This is a genomic window from Streptomyces sp. NBC_00885, from assembly GCF_045207475.1.
Classification (GTDB): domain Bacteria; phylum Actinomycetota; class Actinomycetes; order Streptomycetales; family Streptomycetaceae; genus Streptomyces.
Window position 1 is genome coordinate 95,673 of sequence record NZ_CP108796.1, and the last position, 17,439, is coordinate 113,111.

Annotated in this window: 18 protein-coding genes and 1 pseudogene; 6 read left to right on the plus strand and 13 right to left on the minus strand. The window is 67.4% G+C overall.

The features are described 5' to 3' along the window. Positions 1-124: 124 nt before the first annotated feature. Together OHA61_RS00530 and OHA61_RS00535 are read right to left on the minus strand one after the other, a co-directional pair. Positions 125-941, minus strand: a protein-coding gene (locus OHA61_RS00530; RefSeq protein ID WP_406301144.1) for an IS5 family transposase whose coding sequence is annotated in 2 segments (ribosomal slippage) — positions 125-599 and positions 598-941 — 819 coding nt in all. Because the reading frame shifts where the segments join, the coding sequence is not laid out codon by codon here. Positions 942-990: 49 nt separating this feature from the next. Next, entirely contained in the window at positions 991-1,575 is a 585-nt protein-coding gene (locus OHA61_RS00535) for a DinB family protein (RefSeq protein WP_406301145.1), read from the minus strand. Between the two features lie 343 nt (positions 1,576-1,918). On the opposite strand from OHA61_RS00535, the gene OHA61_RS00540 reads away from it, so the two are divergent. After that, positions 1,919-2,203, plus strand: coding sequence for a hypothetical protein (locus tag OHA61_RS00540; protein ID WP_406301146.1), 285 nt, complete (start codon positions 1,919-1,921; stop codon positions 2,201-2,203). Positions 2,204-2,325: 122 nt separating this feature from the next. Here the strand turns inward: OHA61_RS00540 and OHA61_RS00545 are convergent, their stop codons facing one another. Continuing rightward, positions 2,326-3,168, minus strand: a complete 843-nt coding sequence (locus OHA61_RS00545; RefSeq protein WP_406301147.1) for a hypothetical protein — start codon at positions 3,166-3,168, stop codon at positions 2,326-2,328. Between the two features lie 205 nt (positions 3,169-3,373). On the opposite strand from OHA61_RS00545, the gene OHA61_RS00550 reads away from it, so the two are divergent. Then, positions 3,374-3,604: a hypothetical protein gene (locus tag OHA61_RS00550; RefSeq protein WP_406301148.1), complete on the plus strand. Its 231-nt coding sequence runs from the start codon at positions 3,374-3,376 to the stop codon at positions 3,602-3,604. A gap of 493 nt (positions 3,605-4,097) precedes the next feature. Here OHA61_RS00550 and OHA61_RS00555 read toward each other — a convergent pair whose 3' ends face one another. Genes OHA61_RS00555 through OHA61_RS00565 form a run of 3 tightly spaced genes read right to left on the minus strand, consistent with a single transcriptional unit; the run spans position 4,098 to position 7,541 of the window. Continuing rightward, positions 4,098-4,487, minus strand: coding sequence for a hypothetical protein (locus OHA61_RS00555; RefSeq protein WP_406301149.1), 390 nt, complete (start codon positions 4,485-4,487; stop codon positions 4,098-4,100). Next, a complete protein-coding gene (locus OHA61_RS00560) occupies positions 4,484-6,571 on the minus strand; it encodes a histidine kinase (RefSeq protein ID WP_406301150.1) in 2,088 nt (695 codons plus the stop codon). Before OHA61_RS00560 ends, OHA61_RS00555 begins: the two co-directional genes overlap by 4 nt. After that, positions 6,564-7,541, minus strand: a complete 978-nt coding sequence (locus OHA61_RS00565) for an alpha/beta hydrolase (RefSeq protein ID WP_406301151.1) — start codon at positions 7,539-7,541, stop codon at positions 6,564-6,566. The genes OHA61_RS00560 and OHA61_RS00565 overlap by 8 nt, the downstream gene beginning before the upstream one ends. A gap of 264 nt (positions 7,542-7,805) precedes the next feature. On the opposite strand from OHA61_RS00565, the gene OHA61_RS00570 reads away from it, so the two are divergent. Beyond that, complete coding sequence (locus OHA61_RS00570) at positions 7,806-8,462, plus strand: nuclear transport factor 2 family protein (protein ID WP_406301152.1); 657 nt, start codon at positions 7,806-7,808, stop codon at positions 8,460-8,462. Between the two features lie 452 nt (positions 8,463-8,914). Further along, positions 8,915-9,321: pseudogene (locus OHA61_RS00575) on the plus strand (ISAzo13-like element transposase-related protein); the annotation flags it as partial. Here the strand turns inward: OHA61_RS00575 and OHA61_RS00580 are convergent. From OHA61_RS00580 to OHA61_RS00600, 5 genes are all read right to left on the minus strand, one after another. Then, positions 9,311-9,970, minus strand: coding sequence for a hypothetical protein (locus OHA61_RS00580; RefSeq protein WP_406307626.1), 660 nt, complete (start codon positions 9,968-9,970; stop codon positions 9,311-9,313). The pseudogene OHA61_RS00575 and the gene OHA61_RS00580 overlap by 11 nt on opposite strands. A gap of 519 nt (positions 9,971-10,489) precedes the next feature. After that, positions 10,490-10,984 (minus strand): hypothetical protein, encoded by a 495-nt coding sequence (locus OHA61_RS00585; protein WP_406301153.1) that lies wholly within the window; start codon positions 10,982-10,984, stop codon positions 10,490-10,492. Beyond that, positions 10,981-12,099: a hypothetical protein gene (locus tag OHA61_RS00590; protein WP_406301154.1), complete on the minus strand. Its 1,119-nt coding sequence runs from the start codon at positions 12,097-12,099 to the stop codon at positions 10,981-10,983. Before OHA61_RS00590 ends, OHA61_RS00585 begins: the two co-directional genes overlap by 4 nt. Positions 12,100-12,193: 94 nt before the next feature. After that, positions 12,194-13,014, minus strand: a protein-coding gene (locus OHA61_RS00595; protein ID WP_406301155.1) for an IS5 family transposase whose coding sequence is annotated in 2 segments (ribosomal slippage) — positions 12,194-12,663 and positions 12,663-13,014 — 822 coding nt in all. Because the reading frame shifts where the segments join, the coding sequence is not laid out codon by codon here. A gap of 53 nt (positions 13,015-13,067) precedes the next feature. Beyond that, entirely contained in the window at positions 13,068-13,784 is a 717-nt protein-coding gene (locus OHA61_RS00600; RefSeq protein ID WP_406301156.1) for a hypothetical protein, read from the minus strand. Positions 13,785-14,024: 240 nt separating this feature from the next. Between OHA61_RS00600 and OHA61_RS00605 the strand changes: the two genes are divergently transcribed. Next, complete coding sequence (locus OHA61_RS00605) at positions 14,025-14,552, plus strand: hypothetical protein (RefSeq protein ID WP_406301157.1); 528 nt, start codon at positions 14,025-14,027, stop codon at positions 14,550-14,552. On the opposite strand, the gene OHA61_RS00610 is transcribed toward OHA61_RS00605, so the two are convergent. After that, positions 14,500-15,294, minus strand: a complete 795-nt coding sequence (locus OHA61_RS00610; protein ID WP_406307243.1) for an IS5 family transposase — start codon at positions 15,292-15,294, stop codon at positions 14,500-14,502. The two genes, OHA61_RS00605 and OHA61_RS00610, sit on opposite strands and share 53 nt — an antisense overlap. Before the next feature lie 271 nt (positions 15,295-15,565). Continuing rightward, positions 15,566-16,069 (minus strand): N-acetyltransferase, encoded by a 504-nt coding sequence (locus OHA61_RS00615; protein WP_406301158.1) that lies wholly within the window; start codon positions 16,067-16,069, stop codon positions 15,566-15,568. Positions 16,070-16,260: 191 nt separating this feature from the next. On the opposite strand from OHA61_RS00615, the gene OHA61_RS00620 reads away from it, so the two are divergent. Next, positions 16,261-17,429 (plus strand): IS3 family transposase gene (locus OHA61_RS00620; protein ID WP_406301159.1). Its coding sequence is split into 2 segments (ribosomal slippage): positions 16,261-16,513 and positions 16,513-17,429, totalling 1,170 coding nucleotides; the frame shifts between segments, so codons are not numbered across the junction. The last annotated feature ends 10 nt before the right edge of the window (positions 17,430-17,439 follow it).

The following is a 17,439-nucleotide window of genomic DNA, read 5'->3' on the forward strand; positions in this document are numbered from 1 at the left end:
CGGCTCAAACGACCTGAACACCATGACTGGCCCCAGCCCACCCGCACCGGCACACGAGCCGTCCTGATCACCAGACCCCAACCAGCAGATCCGTAAAGCAACGGCATTGGCCTTAGAGGGTGTCTCACGTGGCAAGTTTCGCGAGCTTCTTGTAGCAGGTCAGGGCAGCAGCCAGGCCGAGGAAGGCGAGGAAGTGTGAGCCCTTTCGTTCGTACCGGACGGTCAAACGGCGGTAGCCGAAGAGCCAAGCGATCGACCGCTCGATCTTCCAGCGGTGCCGACCGAGGCGTTCGCCGGAGTCGACGCCTGGCCGCGCGATGCGCGCGACGAGCCCACGCTCGCGCAGCCAGGCCAGGTGTTCGCCGGAAAAGTACGCCTTGTTCGCGCGGAGTTTGACGGGGCGGCGCCGCCGTGGCCCCCGGCGGGACCGGATGGCGGGGATGCCGAGGATGAGCGGCTTGAGGGCGAGGCTGTCGTGCATGTTCGCGCCGGACACGGCGACGGTGAGTGGGACGCCCTGGGCATCGGACAGCACATGCAGCTTGCTGCCCTTCTGGCCGCGATCGACCGGGTTCGGACCGGCCAGCGATCCCCCCTTTGGAGCGAACGGAGGCCGCGTCGACGATCGCCGACGTCCAGTCCACCTCGCCCCAGGCCCCGAGTTCGTCCAGCACCGCCCGGTGGAGCCGACGCCACAGGCCGGCCTCGGTCCATATCGTGAAGCGGCGATGCGCGGTGGCGGGGGACGTGCCGAACGTCGGCGGCAGATGCCGCCAGGCACAGCCGGTGGTCAGGACGTACACCACTGCCGTGAACACGGCCCGTTCGTCACACGGAGCGGTCCCACCACCTTGCGGTCGAGCCGCGAACGACGGCAATAACGGGGCAACCAGCTCCCAGAGTGCATCAGGAACCAGACGCTTCGACAGATCAGCACTCACAACCGGCATCATGCCGCTCGAACATCACGTCACGTCGTGGGACAGCCTTCTAAGCCTTGGTTGGTGCGGCCGTCCTGGCGGTCTGCTCGATCTTCGCGAAGTAGGCTGCACGGGCTTCCTCGTCGATCGGCTGCTCGTTTTCGGCGCGCACCCCGGTCCGGCCGTCGACGCCCTCGCGCAGGATGTCGGCGTGCCCGGCATGCCGGATGGTCTCGCCGAGGACATGGACCATGATGGCGAACAGGTTCGTGTTCGGATAAGGCTCCGACCACCAGGGCACGTGGCCGGGGGCATCGAGGGCAAGCTCGTTGATCGTCGCGTCCGAGTGTTCCCGCGTGCGCCGGTAGAACCCGACGATCTGATCGCGCGTCTCGTTCTCGGCCGCCCATTGATCGCTGCCGTCGGAGTCCTGCCACCGGCACAGCGGTTCCGGAGAAGGGCGGTCGAAGACCTCACCGAAGTACCTGGCCTCGACCGTGGCCACGTGTTTGACCAGGCCGAGGAGGTTGGTCCCGGTTACTGTCAGAGGCCGGCGCGCGTCGTATTCGGACAAGCCGTCGAGCTTCCAGAGCAGCGCCTCACGGTCCCGCCGCAGTCTCTTGTGCAGGTTGTCTTTCGCGAACTCATCGATCATGCGGCATGAGCCTGCCATGGGCTGCTCATGGTCTCAAGATCCCGTACGCGGTCCGCAACGACTGGCGGAGCCGTGGTCAGCTATGGTCACCGCCCCGACCTGCTGCAAGGAGCTCAGGAACCTGTCCACGTGAGACAACCTCTTAGCTGCTCGATCCGTCTTCGACAGCACCAGCTATGCAGTCGTCAAGAGCTGTCCACGGCCGCGCGGTGTTCGGAGGCTCACCCCAGGGGATTTGACGGCATAGCAACGTGAGGTGTCTGGCCAGGAACCCGCCACATGCGGTGGCTGCCGGAGGACGCCCCTCGGGGCCGTCACGCGGCCCGCGAGCGGGAGACTGACCTTGACTGTGCACATCGACCCCGTCGGCGGCGCCCTCATGGTGGTGGCGTGCGTCGTGGGGTACTTCGTCTACATGCACACTCGCCAAGGGCCGCTCGGCAAGGGCGACATTGTCGGGGCAATCGTCTGCGGCACCTCGGTACTGGCGGCGCTGGTGCTCATCCTCGGGGGCGACCACTGCGAGGTTCAGCTGCCCGAACCGGGGCGGAGCGGAGTCCCCTCGACGTCGTTGAGTCCCGCTTCCAGCATTGGTCACCAGGGCGCCGGCCCTTCCGCGTCGCCCTAAGCGGCATAACTGTGCGCCGGTCTTCTCGCAGTCCGCTGAGCCACGTTGGCCCGGACCGCGTGCCGCTGCTGATCCTCGCCGCGAACGACCGCAGGTGACCACCGCATTGGGAAAGCCCGGCCTCAACCTGCAGACCCTGGTCGATCGCCCTTCCAGCCCTTCATCCATCGACGAACCACCTCTTGCGGCACGGCGGCCAGGCTCAGCGTTACACCGTCGCCGAGATCCGTCTCTTTCGAGGCTTTCTTTCGAGTCTCTTCATTGAGTCGCTTGGCGTACCTCTTGGCTTCTGCTCTCAGGTCCTTGGCCTCGGCGGAGGCTTTGGCGAGCCGTTCAGCGGCGCTGCGTTCGGCCTCGGCCCGTACCTGCGCGGCCTCGGCTTGGGCCGCTCTCGCGTCCTGACGCAACTCCTCAAGTTTTGCTTCGTGGCTTGCCAGCAGCAGCTCTGTCTCTGCTTTCCGGGCCTCGCGCCACTCGTCGGCGTCGAGCCGTGCTTGCTCGATGATTCGTTCCGCCTCTTCGCGGGCCTTAGTGAGGATGGCCTCCCCTTCGTTGCGGGTCTGGTCGAGGGTGTTCTGCACGGTGGTGCGCAGGCGTTTCCAAGGGTCCTGGGCCTGCCGTTGCAGGAGTTTGACCTCCTGCCACCGCTTCCGCCACGGTGCTACGAGTTCGGGCCTGGCCCTGTACGTGGGTGAGTCGTCTGGCGGCGGTAGTGGGTTGCTGACGACCCGGACGAACTCCAGAAGCGCTTCAACGGAGGGGAGCCGCTTGCCAGTCAGCGCCTCGTTGATGCCGGCTTTGGTGAGCTTGGGCCGGGCTGACGCCGTGACGAGCATCGCGTAGGACGGTGCGCCGAAGGCGATATGCAGCCGGTTCAGCTCGGTCGTGAAGTTGAGCAGTGCCTCGTTGCATGCGGCGATGGCTGCTGCGTCGTTCGGGTCCACCTCGGGACTGTTCTGTGTCACCGGCTCCCCCTTGCCGCTTACGGTCTGAGCCAACGGTAGAAGGGGCAGGTCCTGAACATCCACGAATTCCGCTAAACGTTTCTGAACGGCTCGACTGTTCGGCAACGAGCCGCATCTGTACTGCTGCTGACCTGCAGCGTCGGGGGTTTTCCGAGGTCGTACGGATCACTAGGCATTCAGGGAGCAATGCCGGTCTTCTTGAGCCATGGCTGACATCGACACCACCTCGCAGATTCCCGAGCCCGAACTGCCCCGCCCCGCTGACGAACCGGCGCCGGCCTCTGATGGCGACCGGCACCGGGTGCTCGACCTCGTTGTCCTGGTCGCCCTGCTGGGGCTGTGCGCGGGGGTGTACCTCGCGGTCGGGGATGCTGGCTTCTCCGTGATCATCGCGGCGGTCGCCGGGCTGTTCGGCACCTGGCGCATGCGGCGCTGACACGCTGGTGTAGAGCACGTGTGCCGCTCTGCCTCTCGCTCTGGAGGCACGCTCGCGCAGCGCCGGGAGTTCGGCACGACGGGCGGCGATCCGCTCGAGCAGCGGATCGTATTGACGTGGCGCCGGTCAATTCGATGGCTGTGTCCTTGGCGGACTGGCAGAGCTCGCGCGCGCTGCTGCTCAGTTCGGTCTCCTGGTCCTGGCGGCCGATCAGCTCGGTGCGGTCGCTCACCCGCTGTCGCAGGGTGTCGGCGTCCTCCACATCCGCCTGCGCTGCTGCGTGGCGGGATTTGTGTCCGTGCACGCGTGCTGACTTCGAGCCGTGGGCACGGCCGGGTTGTACTGGGGTGACCCGGCCGCGGGCCTCCTGCCAGGCCGGCTTGGGGCCCGGTTGCTCGGGCCCCGGTGACCTGCCGCGAGGTCAGGAACGCGGTGCAAGCTCCTCCCAAATCGGGACTGTGCGGGCGGTGCACCCGGTGCAGCGGACTGTCTGTCAGGCGGCGGCAGACAGCTCGTGGTGGGGTTGCACGGTCCCGAAGGTGCCGTCGAAGGGCAGGGAGTGGCTCGAGGGCACGAGGCAGTAGGGGGAGCCGGATCCAGCGGGCGTACGAGGCCCGCTCCGGCCCGCCATCAGCACGTCGTAGGGAGTGAGTACGTCGAGGTTGTCGAAGACGTAATAGACCGGCAGCTGCGTCCATGCCACCAGCTGGAGGTGGGCGGTGACCGCGGCGCGTTCCACGACGTGGCGGTTGGTGGCTCGGCTGGTCATCCGGCTCTTGCAGTCGATCAGGGCAACGCGCCTGCCGTGGGCTGCGATCAGGTCGGGTGTCCAGCGCAACGAGCTGCTGGTGCCCCGGAGGGCGGACTGTACGGCGTCGGTCAACACGCCCTGCCCCCACGCGTTGACAGCCCACCCGCGTAGGGCGAGTTCCTGGGCGACGCGTCGCTCATGGGCGTCACCGACGGCCTTCCTGTGCTGAAAGCTTGGCGCAGCTCAACCAGCCCCTCCAGGGCGCCCGCGCGGATGTCGGCCAGCGCCGTGACCAGTTCCTTGGGCGGATCCGCGACACGGTACGGGGCGGCATCGGCCTGGATGGAGATGACCGACATATGGTGGGCGACCACATCATGCAACTCGCGTGCGATGCGGGCGCGTTCCTCCAGAACCGTGCGGCGTGCCCGCTCCTGCACGATGGCTGACTCCTGCTCCGCGAGCCGGGTGCGGACCTCCCGGGTCCTGCGCACCCCGATCGCGGCGGCCACGGCGAGAGCGAACATCACCAGAACAATCACGACGAAGCGCCAGGGCCCGATCCCGCCACCCGATACCTGCAGCCCAAGCAGCAGCACGGTGCTCAGCAGCACTGTCTCGACCATCACCCGCAGTGGGTTGCGCAACGCGATCAAGAACAGCAGCCCGGCATGCACAGCCCACGCCCACCCCCCGTACGCGCTGAAAGGCTGATGGAGCGAGAACACTGGCAACATCACCAGCGACAGCCACCAGGCCGGCACCGGCCAGCGCAGCGCCAGCACGAGCAGCGCCGCGTGGACCATCCCGACGGGCCTCGGCGAGATGTCCTCTGTGCCCCCGTGCGCGGCTAGAACCGTCACCGCGACGACTGCGAGATGCGGCAGCCACCGCAGCGGACTCGGCCCGCTCATGGGCGGCATCGGCTGCGGGGCCAGCGTGAACAGATCCTTCCTTACGGTGTGCAGTGCTCCGCGCACTGCCCCCTTCACAGCCGTGTCCATGCGCTCAGTATGGTCCAGTTCATCCATCAGTCTCGTCCCTACCAGTCGTGGAAAGTCCAGCTGCGCGGTCGTGTCCGCGCCTGCCGGTGGGCAGAACGCGGCTCGGCATACGGCCAGGGCAAGAGCGAAGGCTGGGAACCAGCACAGGCGGGCGATCAACCAGCGGGGGCCATCCACTGTGGTGTGCAGCCCAGAGAGGGGGCCAAGGGCCAGCAGGTCGGTGGTGACCGCGAGCATCGCGGTCTGGTGCCAGGCGAGGATCGCGGCATCCGCGCGGCCGACCACCCGGGCCGTCATCCGGACTGTCCGCCTGGAAGTGGCCCTGCGTAGCGGCTCGTACAGGAGCAGGGCCAGACCGCATTGCACCAACCCCAGTGACACGGCGGCCAAGTTCGGGCCAGTGGTCGTCGACCCTGTCACACCGAAGGTGCTCACGGGACCGCCAGCCCGGACGACCAGCCCTGCGGCGGCCGCAGAACCCCCTGTCAGCAGGAGCCAGCCGGCACGCCGCGTACCGAACCCGTCCCGTGCCCACATCGCACCCAGGCCGAAGGGCACCAGCCAGCCGACCACCGCATTCACCCAGCCGAGCCAGTCCAGCGCTCCGACACCGAGGCGGATCACGTCCACATGCAGGACGACGGCGATCGGCCACAGCGGCCCGATGCGCGCGGCAATCGGGGTCACCGCGGTGAACAGGGCGAGGACCGGGAGAAACCACAGCGGGGACAGGGCGATGTCCAACTCCACCAGGAGCATCCCGATGTCGACGCCGAGGGCCAGCATCACGATCGCTGCCGGGGTCCAGAGCCCGAGCAGCCATGCCACGGGCCCGAACAGCCGGGACAGCCGTCGACCGAGCCACTCGCGGTAACTGACACCTCGGCTCTGGGCCCGTGCGTAGCTCTTGGCGGTGGCATGCCCTTGGACGAGGAACAACACCGCCAGGGGCGGCACCACCCAGGACACCGGCGTGAGCCAGGCCAGGTGTTGCAGCTCACTGAATTCCGCCAGCCGCCCCCGACTGCCGTCAACGGCACCGTGCAGCAGCCAGTTGCCCGCCACTACACCTACGACGGTGATGGCCCAGAGCGTCTCCAACGCCGGGTCATGACCGTCATGCTGCGCAGCAGCTCCGGCATCGGCCACTCCTCGAGCGGACCGCGTGGTGCCGATGCCGCTGGGGGCGGCACGGCTCAGAAGGTCAGTCACCGCTCACCTCCTGGGCCGTTCCGAGCGCGATGCGAGCGAGGTTTTTCAATGACACGGAGTGCGGTGCCAGGTAGTCGCTGTGACCCGCGGCACCGCTGGCGAACACCCGGGCCCCGAAGGCAGCAGAGGTGGGGTCGGCGCCGAATCCGACCGTTGTGCCAAGGAACGTGGCGCTGACGTTGGGCACGTACGAGATCCAGTCCTGCTCGCCTCGGGCGGCCCAGACCCGTGCGGCGGTGCCCCACTGGGCCAGCGAATCCGCGCCAGTGCCCGGACTGCCGTAGACGGCGATGTCGGCGACTTCGAGCCCGCTCGCCGCCCGGCCACACACAACAGATCCGTAGGAGTGGCACATCAGCGAGACCCCTGCGGCGTCGTTGGCCTGCTCCAGGACGGAAACAAAGCCACGCAGTTCGCGTGCTCCATCTTCGGCGCGGGTGGTCGTCAGCACATCCGTACTGATCGTCTTGGGCGGGGTATATCCGAGCCAGGCGACTACCGCGACCTTGGCTTCAGGGGCTTGGCGGTGGATCTGCTCCTGGAGCGAGCGGGCCGCCCCGCCGATCCTGGAGGACGGGCCGTCAAACGTGTCCAGGGTGGTGTCCGAACCAGGAACCAGGATCGATATCCGGTCGGCGGCGGCCAGGTCACCGAGCACCTCGACCGCGCGGCCCTCGCCCCGGCCGTCGAACGACAGGAAGTGCCGGCCGGGAGCGGCCAGGGCACGCAGCGCGCGCTCCCGCGGAACATCACCGGCTGCCTTCGCCATCTCCGCGGCCTCGGCGATGTTGCCGCGGTTGGCCGTGTAGCGGGCGTCGAGACTCTCGGCGGAGAGGGCGGGCAGCGCAGCCGGGGCCGGTGCGGGAGTGCGGGGCTCAGCAGCAGCCCAAACCGGACCGCACAGCGCGGCGGTGATCATCGCCGCCAGTACGCTCCGCCGTAGCCGGGTAACTCGGGTTCGGACGCTCACGATACTTCCCCTCCAGACGTTCATCTGGAGGGGAAGTTACGGAGCGAACCTGCTGGTCAGCCTCACGCTGCGGAGCCACCTTCCTGTCTGGCTCTCAGGTATGACGCGGCGTCGCAAAGCGAACCATTCAGCGGGGAACGCGGCGCCAAGGTGGTGCTGCAGTAGTGTCCTGAGTCTCGGGAAAGGTATGGAAGTGAAGTTCCCCCTGGGGCCTGGACAGCCTGATACTGGGACGGACGGTCCCGGAGGAAGCAGTTCCAGGTAGTGAGCAAGAAGAGCAACACGAGCAAGCGGTACACGCCCGAGTTCAAGCGCGACGCGGTCGCCTTGGTGCACTCGTCGGGCAAGCTCAGGTCACGCATGAGGCGTACTGCCATGCTCCTGGGGCGGCCTCTAGTCCTTAAGAGCTGCTCGGGTTGGCTCTCCGGCGTGATTCTTTCCGGCCTCGATTTTTCTACGTTGGTTCTTCAAGGCCGTCACGGAATCGCGCGGCCACCGTCCAGGGAGGCCGCAGTGTCCCGAACGCCGCAGGAGATCTTCGAGGGTTACCTCTACGCCGGTGCCATGACCCGGAATGCCGATGCCCTTGCCGAGAACTTCACCGCGGACGGCGTCTTCGAGGCGCCGCTCATGCCCGCCGGCGCCACCTTCCCCAGGAGGTTGGTGGGGCGCGAGGAGATCCGTAGCGCGATGGCGGCGTACTACGAGCAACAGGTGAAGGACGACCGCTCGCCGAGCCTTGAGAAGTCCGGATACGTGCTGCACACCACCTCCGATCCCGACGTGTTCATCGCCGAGATCGACACGGTCTTCGACGGGGACGGAGATGACGTGGCTGTCTCGCTGGTACAGATTTTTCGCATCCGCGACGGGAAGATCGCTCGACTGCGTGACTACTTCGCGCCCGAGGTGATGAGCTGAGGACGTCCGAGCAGTTCCCGCCGCAAGGATGCGCTGACCATTCGGCCGCTCCTTGGCCGGCGGCGACCCGTTCCCGGGCTGCCGCCATCAACGGGCTCAGGGCGGAGCAAGCTCTCCCAGGAGATCAGGTGTGAGCACAACGGAGCGGTCGCACTCGGACCGGCAGGATGAGTCTTGTTGCGTTGACCACCGCTCTCTTCCATGTCCCCAGGAGCGCAGTCGTCTCCGCTACCGCATCGGCATCTTCGGAACTGGTTCCAACAAGAATGACGAGTGACCACTTGGTTCCAAGAATCTTGGCAAATCAGTTCCAACAACCGTGTCACGCACAACGAGAACAGCCAGGCGCCAACACGTCTCGCCGGTTCCAACTATCGCGTCACGGCTCAAGAGCCTAAGGGCTTGCAGGGAATCAAGGTGTTGCTTCCCGTGCTGGAGCTCGTTGATGTGGTATGCGCATCCCGGACGAGGTTCGTGACCGACTCTCTGTGAAATTCGCGGTGTTGTTCCCGCATCTGGACGAGCGACAGCGGCGGCTGATGATGGCTGCCGAGGCCCGGGTGCTCGGTCACGGCGGTGTTCGGGCCGTTGCGCGGGCGGCCGCGGTCAGCGAGACGACGGTCCGCAAGGGCGTATTCGAGCTGGAGGCCGGTGAGGAGCCCCTGGGGCGGGTGCGGCGGCCGGGAGGAGGTCGCAAACGGGTCGCGGAACTCGATCCGGGGCTGCGGCGGGCCTTGCTGGCGCCGGTCGAGCCGGATGTGCGGGGGGGGATCCGATGTCGCCGCTGCGGTGGACGCTGAAGTCGACCCGCGCACTCGCGGGGGAACTGACCCGGGCCGGGCACCGGGTCAGTGCGGACGCGCCGTTTGTGCCGGGACTACGAGACGCTGACCGCGACCAGCGAGGCGATGATCCTGTTCTCGATGATCACGCGGATGAGCCGCCGGCTGGCCCGGCCACGAGCCGACGGCCGGCGCTGAACGCCCCCGACGCCTCCTGGAGCAACCATCCGCGCTCGCCCAGGCGTTCGCCTTCGACCGCACTCCCTCGACCTTCGCCGCCACCGACGCCTCGATCCCGAGGGCCGCCGCGATGTCCTTGGCCCGCACCGGCTCGTGGCCCGGCCGGTCCTGAAGCACGTTCAGGATCCGCTGGTTGTCCAGCGAGAGCACCGACACCGACAGCCCCTCCCTCCAGGGCGGCACGACCGCTCCCGGCACCGACGCGGACACCGGCACAGGAGAAAGCACTTCCTCGCCTTCGGCCTCCGCCGCGGCGGTGGTCTCCTCAGCAGACGCGGCCAGGGCGTCGACGAGCTCTTCACGCGCGATCACCCGCCGGTCCCACTCGATCTCGGCGGCCTCCAGCGCCGCGGCCATACGGGCCGCTTCCTCCCGCAGGGCCTCCACCCGCTCACGGGCAGCCGTTTCCCGCGCCTCCAGCAACCCCAGCATCGACGCCATCGCGCACCCCTCGACGATCAAGCAGAAACAGAACGTCGAGACCATCCCTCACCCCGACCGAAACCATGCCTGACCAGCAGGAACTCAACGATCACCTCCGGTTCAACAACGGCTTCTGACGGCAGCACAGGCACAGGCCACCTTGGTGATCACGGAGCGTCGCAACTCTGTGATCACCAAGGCCCGTGCCTGTTCCTGCTACGGGGGATCCCCCAACGCACCTGTCGGCGCGGTTTCTCAGGCGGGAAACCGGTCCAGCACAGCTCGGCAGGCAGATGCCGCATGTCGTTGCAGACGAGGACGGAGGGCGGCCGGTTCGGGCGGGTATCGGATGACCGTCAGGGCGCCGTCCACAGGCCCAGGAAAACCTCACCGCCTGGGGCCCGGGAGGGAAACGCGGCCGTGGACTGCCTGGGCCTGCCGCAACTCAACGATCAAGTTCGGTAGGACAACGGCTACCAGTTGTCCAGGGCGGTGCGTTGGGGGCCCGCGTGAAATGACGAGGGCTGGATCTCGGGTTTTGACCGGACCGAAGGCCGAAGCCGAGGAGATAGAGAATCAAGCTCAGATCTCGTTCGCGGCAACGCTGGAGTGCTGGTCCTTGACGCGGGCAATGCGGGCAGCAATCCTGCTGGCCGCATGACGGATGTCAGGATCAGGATCCCCAACGCTGACCCGGTGGGCGAGGTCTGACAGAGCGATGATTGCGTCGTCGTGGCGGCTGTCGCTCATTATCAGCGCACCCCATACCCGCTCGCGGATCTCGGTATCGGGGTGTTCGGCGACCAGTGCCATCGCGGGCAGTGCAAGGCGGATGTCCGCGCCGCTGACGGCCCGTTCCTCGGTGACGGCCATGGCGGCACGGCAGACGTCGACGTCGGGGTCGAGGATGGCCACTGTCAGTGCGGGCTGGGCCACCCGCACGTCGTGGACATCGCGTGCCTGCTGGTGGAGCCGGGTGATGATCGCACGCCGGGGCTGCGGATCCGGTTCAGTCCACAACGGCCGGATGACAGCCCTCAGCCGGTCATCCGCCCGGTCCTGTGCTGCGGTACTCATATGGAGGTCAGCTCCGTTCGAGGAAAATCGTTGCCGATGTCTGTGCCGCGCGACGCGAGGGCCGCCAGGGCGGCGGCTGCTTCGCGGCTGGCAGCGAGCGACGCCCAGGAAGCGGCATCGGAGCCGGGTGTGTCGAAGGGATGCGCGGCCACTGCGGTCAGGCCCTCCACCAGGCAGCGTCCGTCCGCGCCCTGTGCCACGGCCAGCCGGGCGACCTCGGCGGCGGCGCGAGCACCGGGCCGGCCAGGGACGAGGAAGGCCGGCAGCCAGCGAGCCACCGAGGCCACCGACCTGCCGGCCTTCGCGATGTCACGCAGGCATTCCAGAGTCGTGTCGAGAGAGACCCGCCAGTCACCGCACAACAAGGTCCCCGCGATCGCCGGCACCGCTGCTGTTACGTCGGATCCGTTGCTGGCTGCGGCTGCCAACGCTCCCAAAGCGCTCCCCCGGCGTCGGCCGGCCAGGTGGTCGATCAGGATGCCAAGACCCTCGCGGGTTTGCACCCGAACGTGAGGTGCGAATCTGGGATGGAAGGCCGACTCGGATTCGAAACACCAGGCCGGGTCGAAGTCGTTGGCCACCAACCAGTCCACCAAGGAAGGTGCGAGCTGCCCATACGAGGTGTCCATCACGCCCTCAACGGCGGCATAGACCAGCTCGCGTCGGCCGAGCACTGCTTCCAGCGCTGTGAAGTCGCCGCCGAGCCGTGCGCTGACCACGCCGAGACCGAACGCCGCCGCCTGCCGGGCCTGCCCACGGCGCTGGGACAACGCCTCCTGAAGTCCCGCCACGATGAATTCCGGATCGGCCACTGCGCCGACAGCCTGGCCCAAGGCCAGCGCGGCGTGCGTCCCGGCCGTGGCGTGCCACCAAAGGCCCTCCGATGGAAGACCGGATTTTTTGCGATGCTCGTCTGTCAGAGCATCCAGTAGCGCCGGAACAGCCGCTTCGACGTTCGCGCCGGCAGCCGCGCATGCGGCCAAAGTCGCGATCGTCACGATGCGTACATCGGGTTCCGCGGAGGCGATGCAGGGATGGATCCCGTCGACGATTAGCTGGATGTTGCGCCCTCGTGGCCAGCGGCGCGTGCTCCCGGCGTAGATCGAACCCACCACCTGGAACAGTTCTCCCGTCCCCGCCGCCGACCGCACGGCCGCGGCGAATCCCGGCGAGTCCCCGCGCAGCCAGCAGCGATAGTAACTGATCGTTTCAGAATGAGGTTCGGAGTCGTCTCAAGCAGATGATGCTGCAGGCGAGTTGGAGCAGTCCGAGGTGGAGGTCGGCGCGTATCTCGTAGCGGATCCGGAGTCGCTTGAACTGGTGGAGCCAGGCGAAGGTCCGCTCGACGCTCCAGCGGGTCTTCCCCAGTCCGGAGCCGTGCGCGGTGCCTTTCCGGGCGAACTTCGGTGTGATGCCGCGGGCCCGGACAAGACGACGGTACTTGTCGTAGTCGTAGCCGCGGTCTGCGAACAGCTGGCCTGGTCGGTGACGTGGCCGACCTCGAACCCCGCGGATGCGGGGCATCGCGTCCAGCAGGGGCATCAGCTGAGTGACATCGTGACGATTCCCGCTGGTCAGCGAGACGACCAGCGGGGTGCCATGCCGGTCGACTATCAAGTGGTGCTTGCTGCCGGGCCGAGCCCGGTCGACCGGCGAAGGTCCGGTGTGAGCCCCCCTTTGAGCGCCCGGACGTGCGAGCCGTCGATCGCAGCGTCGTCCATGTCCAGCAGACCCGCGGCCCGCAGCTCCGCCAGCAGCACCTCATGCAGTTGCGGCCAGACGCCGGCTTCGGTCCAGTCCCGCAGACGCCGCCAGGCCGTCACACCGCTGCAGCCGACCTGTTCCGCCGGAACGTCCCGCCAGCTCACGCTCTTGCACAACACGTAGACGATGCCACGCAGGGCAGCCCGGTCATCTGCGGGCAACCGCCCGGGATACCGGTGCCGCCTGGGCGGACGAGCAGGCAACAACGGGGCCACACGTTCCCACAGGTCATCAGGCACAAGATCAGCGGACACCCAACAGATCATGTCGGCACAACACCCAACTTCCAAGATCCACGCAGCAGTTCATTCTGAAACGATCAGTAAAGGGGTTCGGTGTCGCTGACGCGATCAACCGCCCATCCATAACCCGCTTCCGCCGCCGCGTTGATCAATTCGCGCCACAGCTCAGGCTCGCCGTCGCTGAACGCCTGGAGAATCACACGGCAGGCGCCGGGGTCACTCACGGCGAGACCTCGGACCTCCCGCCGTACGCCCGCACGCACCTCCTCGACCACCGCCCGGCTCCGATGGCTGCACAACGCTCGCAGCGCCGGTGCCAGACGGGGTGCGGCCTGCGACAACAAGCGGAGCGCGTCCGCAACGGCCGCGCGGACATCGGCGACCTTGCGCGACCGCAGAGCCCCCTCGATGTCGGCAACCGTGTCGTCCAATACCCTCGGATCGACGTGAGCAGGCTCCACATCACCAATGCCGGCGGCTTCGGCGCTTCCTTCCGTGCGCGCTTGTGCCACCGCTGCGGTTGCCGCCTCCATCCACAACCTCTGGCGGCCCGCCGACTCACAGTCGGCCCCAAGACGCGACACCAGTGGCCCCATGGCCGGCTCCTGCCAAGCCTCCGACGCAGCCCACGCCACCGCCGCAGCAACCGTCAACGCTTCGCTGCCACCCACGTCACACCGTCGAAGAGCTTCCTCGACAGCGGAGAGCCTGTCGGCGCCCAACAAGCGCTCATACAGTTCCCACGCCGCCGACCAGCCGCGACCACCATCTCCATCTCCCGGATCACCAGACATGACCGGCAGCCTAACCACCCCCACTGACACGCCACCGCCCACCGGAAATCCCCGCAACCACAGTTGAGTATTGGCTGCTCCCCGGAACGATCACGAATCAGGTGTACATCACCGGTTGATGTAAGAAGCCGTATCTCAACCGAACGTGATCCGTTGATTTCTGCTGGTCAGGCATGGTGTAGCTCGGAATGAGAGAGACATCCGGCGTCTTGTTTCCGCTCCGTGAGCGAGGGGTGCGCGATGGCGTCGGTGCTGGGAATGCTGGAGGAGCGGGAGACAGCGGCCCGTGTGCGGGTGGAAGGGCTACGGGAGGAAGTCGCCCGGTTGGCTGAGGTGTTGGAGGCCGCCGAGATCGAGCTGGACCGGCGGGTGATCGCGCGGGAAGAGCTGGTCGAGGCCCTGGCAGCCTCGGCTGCCGAGACCACCGCCGGGACCGAGGCCGAGGAGAAAGCGGTGCTGTCGCTCGCGCCGGTGCCGGGCTCGACGGTGCCGCCCTGGCGGGAAGGGCTGCCGGTGACGGTTCTGGTGCCGGACTATCAGCGCATTCTGGGCATGCTGGAACGGCAGCGATCCACGGGTCACGGACCGCTTCGGGCCAAGGAGATCGCGGTGGAGCTGGGCCTTGACGCGACGCCAGCGAAGGTCGAGGGGCTGCGGTCGAAAGCCCGGCGCCTGGCGGAGCGCGGGTGGCTCCTCCTGGAGGCGTCGGGGGCGTTCAGTGCCGTCCGGCGGACCGTGGCCGTCCCAGACGCCGGCTCATCCGCGTGACCATCGACCACCGGATCATCGCCTCGCTGGTGGCGGGCAGGGTCTCGTAGTCCCGGGCCAGACGGCGGGAGTTCATCAACCACGCGAACGTGCGCTCTGCCACCCACCGCCTCGGCAGCACCACGAACCCTGCCATGTCGTCGGTGCGCTTGACGATCTCCAAGGTCAGGGCGAGTTTGTCCCGGCACCAGCCGACGAGGGAGCCGGTGTAGCCGCCGTCGGCCCACACGAGGGTGATGTCGCGGTGCAGACGGCGCAGCCGCATCAGCAGGCCCGCCGCGGCGTCCCGGTCGCCGATGTTCGCAGCCGTGACCGCGACGGCCAGGAGCAGGCCGAGGGTGTCGGTCACGATGTGCCGCTTGCGGCCCGGCACCTTCTTCCCGCCGTCGTAGCCGCGTGAGGCGGCCGGCACCGTCGCGGCGGCCCGCACCGACTGCGCGTCGATGATCCCCGCTGTGGGCTCGGCCTCACGGCCCTCGCGCTCACGGACCGTCCCGCGCAGCCGGTCGTGGAACTCGGCGATCAGCCCGTGCTCGCGCCAGCGGCGGAAGAATGCGTAGACCCGGGCCCATGCGGGGAAGTCCGAGGGCATCGCCCGCCACGAGATCCCGCCCGCGACCAGGTAGCGGATCGCGTCCAACAGCTGCCGGTGGCAGTAGCCCTCGGGCCGTCCACCCCGCCCCTGGAACCAGGCCGGCACCATCAGCAACGGCCGGACGGCCGCCCACTCCGCGTCCGTCATGTCCGACGGATACTGGCGCACCCGGTCCGGATGGTCGGCCGCGTTGCCGTACACGTGCGCGAGGCAATCGCACGACACGGCAGGCGAGTTGAAGTCAACATGCTCGGGAACGTACAACAAAGACAACAGGGCCTCCGGGAGCCACTCGGAATGGGATCGCACCCCCGAGCTACCTGGAGGCCCTGCTTTCACGCGCGGAAACCGCCGCAGTCACCCGATCGAGACTCCCGTTCGATCGACAGCCTTCGAGATCGGTACGGGCAACAACCACTTACGTGTCGGGATGCTCCGGCAGGGCGAGCCAGTCCGACCAGGAGATCTCGCGGCCGAGGAAGCGCGGCTGCTCGAACGGCCAGTCGGCGGCGATCCACTGCGGCACCAGCCCGTCGAGGGCCTGCTCGACCTTGCTGCCCACCAGCTCGTCCACCACCCACCAGGAGATCTCGCCGTCCGCGCCGGCCCTCTCCGGTGGGTCGATGTAGACACAGCCGAGCAGAGCTGTCTCCGCCGCGTCGAACAGCGCGTAGTTGAAGGACTGGTGTGCGGCGATCTCCTTCTCGTGCCGCAACAGGTCGGCCTGGTCGGCCTCGTAGGTCATGGTGGCCGCGGGCCAGCCCCAGGCCGGGCCGAAGATGGTCCACAGCCGCTCGCGCGAACCCATCACAGCCGGATAGTCGAGCGGGGTGTCCGCCTCCCGGATCGGCCGCAGGTGATGGCCACCGCCCGGCAGCGGTACCAGGACGGGGTGGACGAAGTCATCGGGAAGCCAGCTCATGGCGCCCGACCGTAGCAGCGCGCGGCCGTCCGTTCCCCTGGATTTTCCCCGTATACCGCCAGGCCCTGCTCTCATGCCGGGCAGGGCCCGCGATCACCCGATCGAGACTCCCGTTCGATCGACTGAGGCGCCCCGAAGTTCTCGGACAGCGGTCCCCATAGGATCGAAGTCCAGAACGGCGGAGAGAGCACGTGGCACAGAAGCGTAGGAAGTTCAGTCCTGAGTTTCGGGACGAGGCGGTCAAGATGGTGGTCGTGGAGTCCCGCCCGATCGCCGAGGTCGCCCGAGAGATACAAGTGAACGAGGGAACGCTGGGCACCTGGGTCAGCCGGTACCGGCAAGAGCACGCCGGGGAGGAGCCTCCCCTGAACATCAGCGAACGCGCCCGCCTGCGCGAACTGGAACGCGAGAACCGGGAACTCCGTATGAAGACCGAGTTCCTGGGAAAAGCGGCGGCCTTCTTCGCCCAGGAATACCGGTGACGGAGAAGTACGAGTTCATCGACGGCGAGGCTGACAACTTTCCCGTGCAGCAGATGTGCACCTGGGCGGGAGTATCCACGTCGGGCTTCTACCACTGGAGGTCCAGGCCATTGTCGGCCACCGCGAAGCGCCGTGCGGAACTGAGGGCCGTCATCCTCAAGGTCTTCTCTGACTCTCAGGAGACCTACGGCTACCGGCGTGTCCACGCCGCGCTCCAGCGGATGAACGTGCAGGCCGGAGCGGAGCTGGTCCGCGCGCTGATGCGCGAGCTCGGCCTGGTGCCATGCCAGCCGCGGCCCTGGCGGGCGACCACGATCGCCGATGATGCGGCGCCGGCCACGCCCGACCTGCTGGCCCGTGACTTCACCGCTGACGCTCCCGGGCGCAAACTGGTCAGCGATATCACCTATGTTCACACCTGGGCCGGGTTCCTGTATCTCGCGACCGTCATCGACTGCCACACCAAAGCTGTGGTCGGCTGGGCGATGGCCGACCATATGAAGACCTCTCTCATATCGGATGCACTCGATATGGCAGTCCGGAACATCGACCTCGCCGAAGGCTGCGTATTTCATTCCGATCGCGGCAGTCAATACACGTCTCGGGAACTTCGTTGCAAGCTCCGCTCGTTGGGCCTGCGAGCGTCGGTCGGCCGCACCGGTGTTTGTTGGGACAATGCGATGGCTGAATCATTTTTCGGCGCCCTCAAGAACGAACTCGTGCACCGAACTACGTTCCCAACACGCGCACATGCCCACCGGGCGATCGTCCGCTACATCGAGATGTTCTACAATCGAAAACGCCTCCACTCCGGCCTCGGCTACAAGACTCCCGCAGAAGTCCACGCCGAGTACGAGGAGTTGCAGACGGCGGCATAAAGAGAACCCT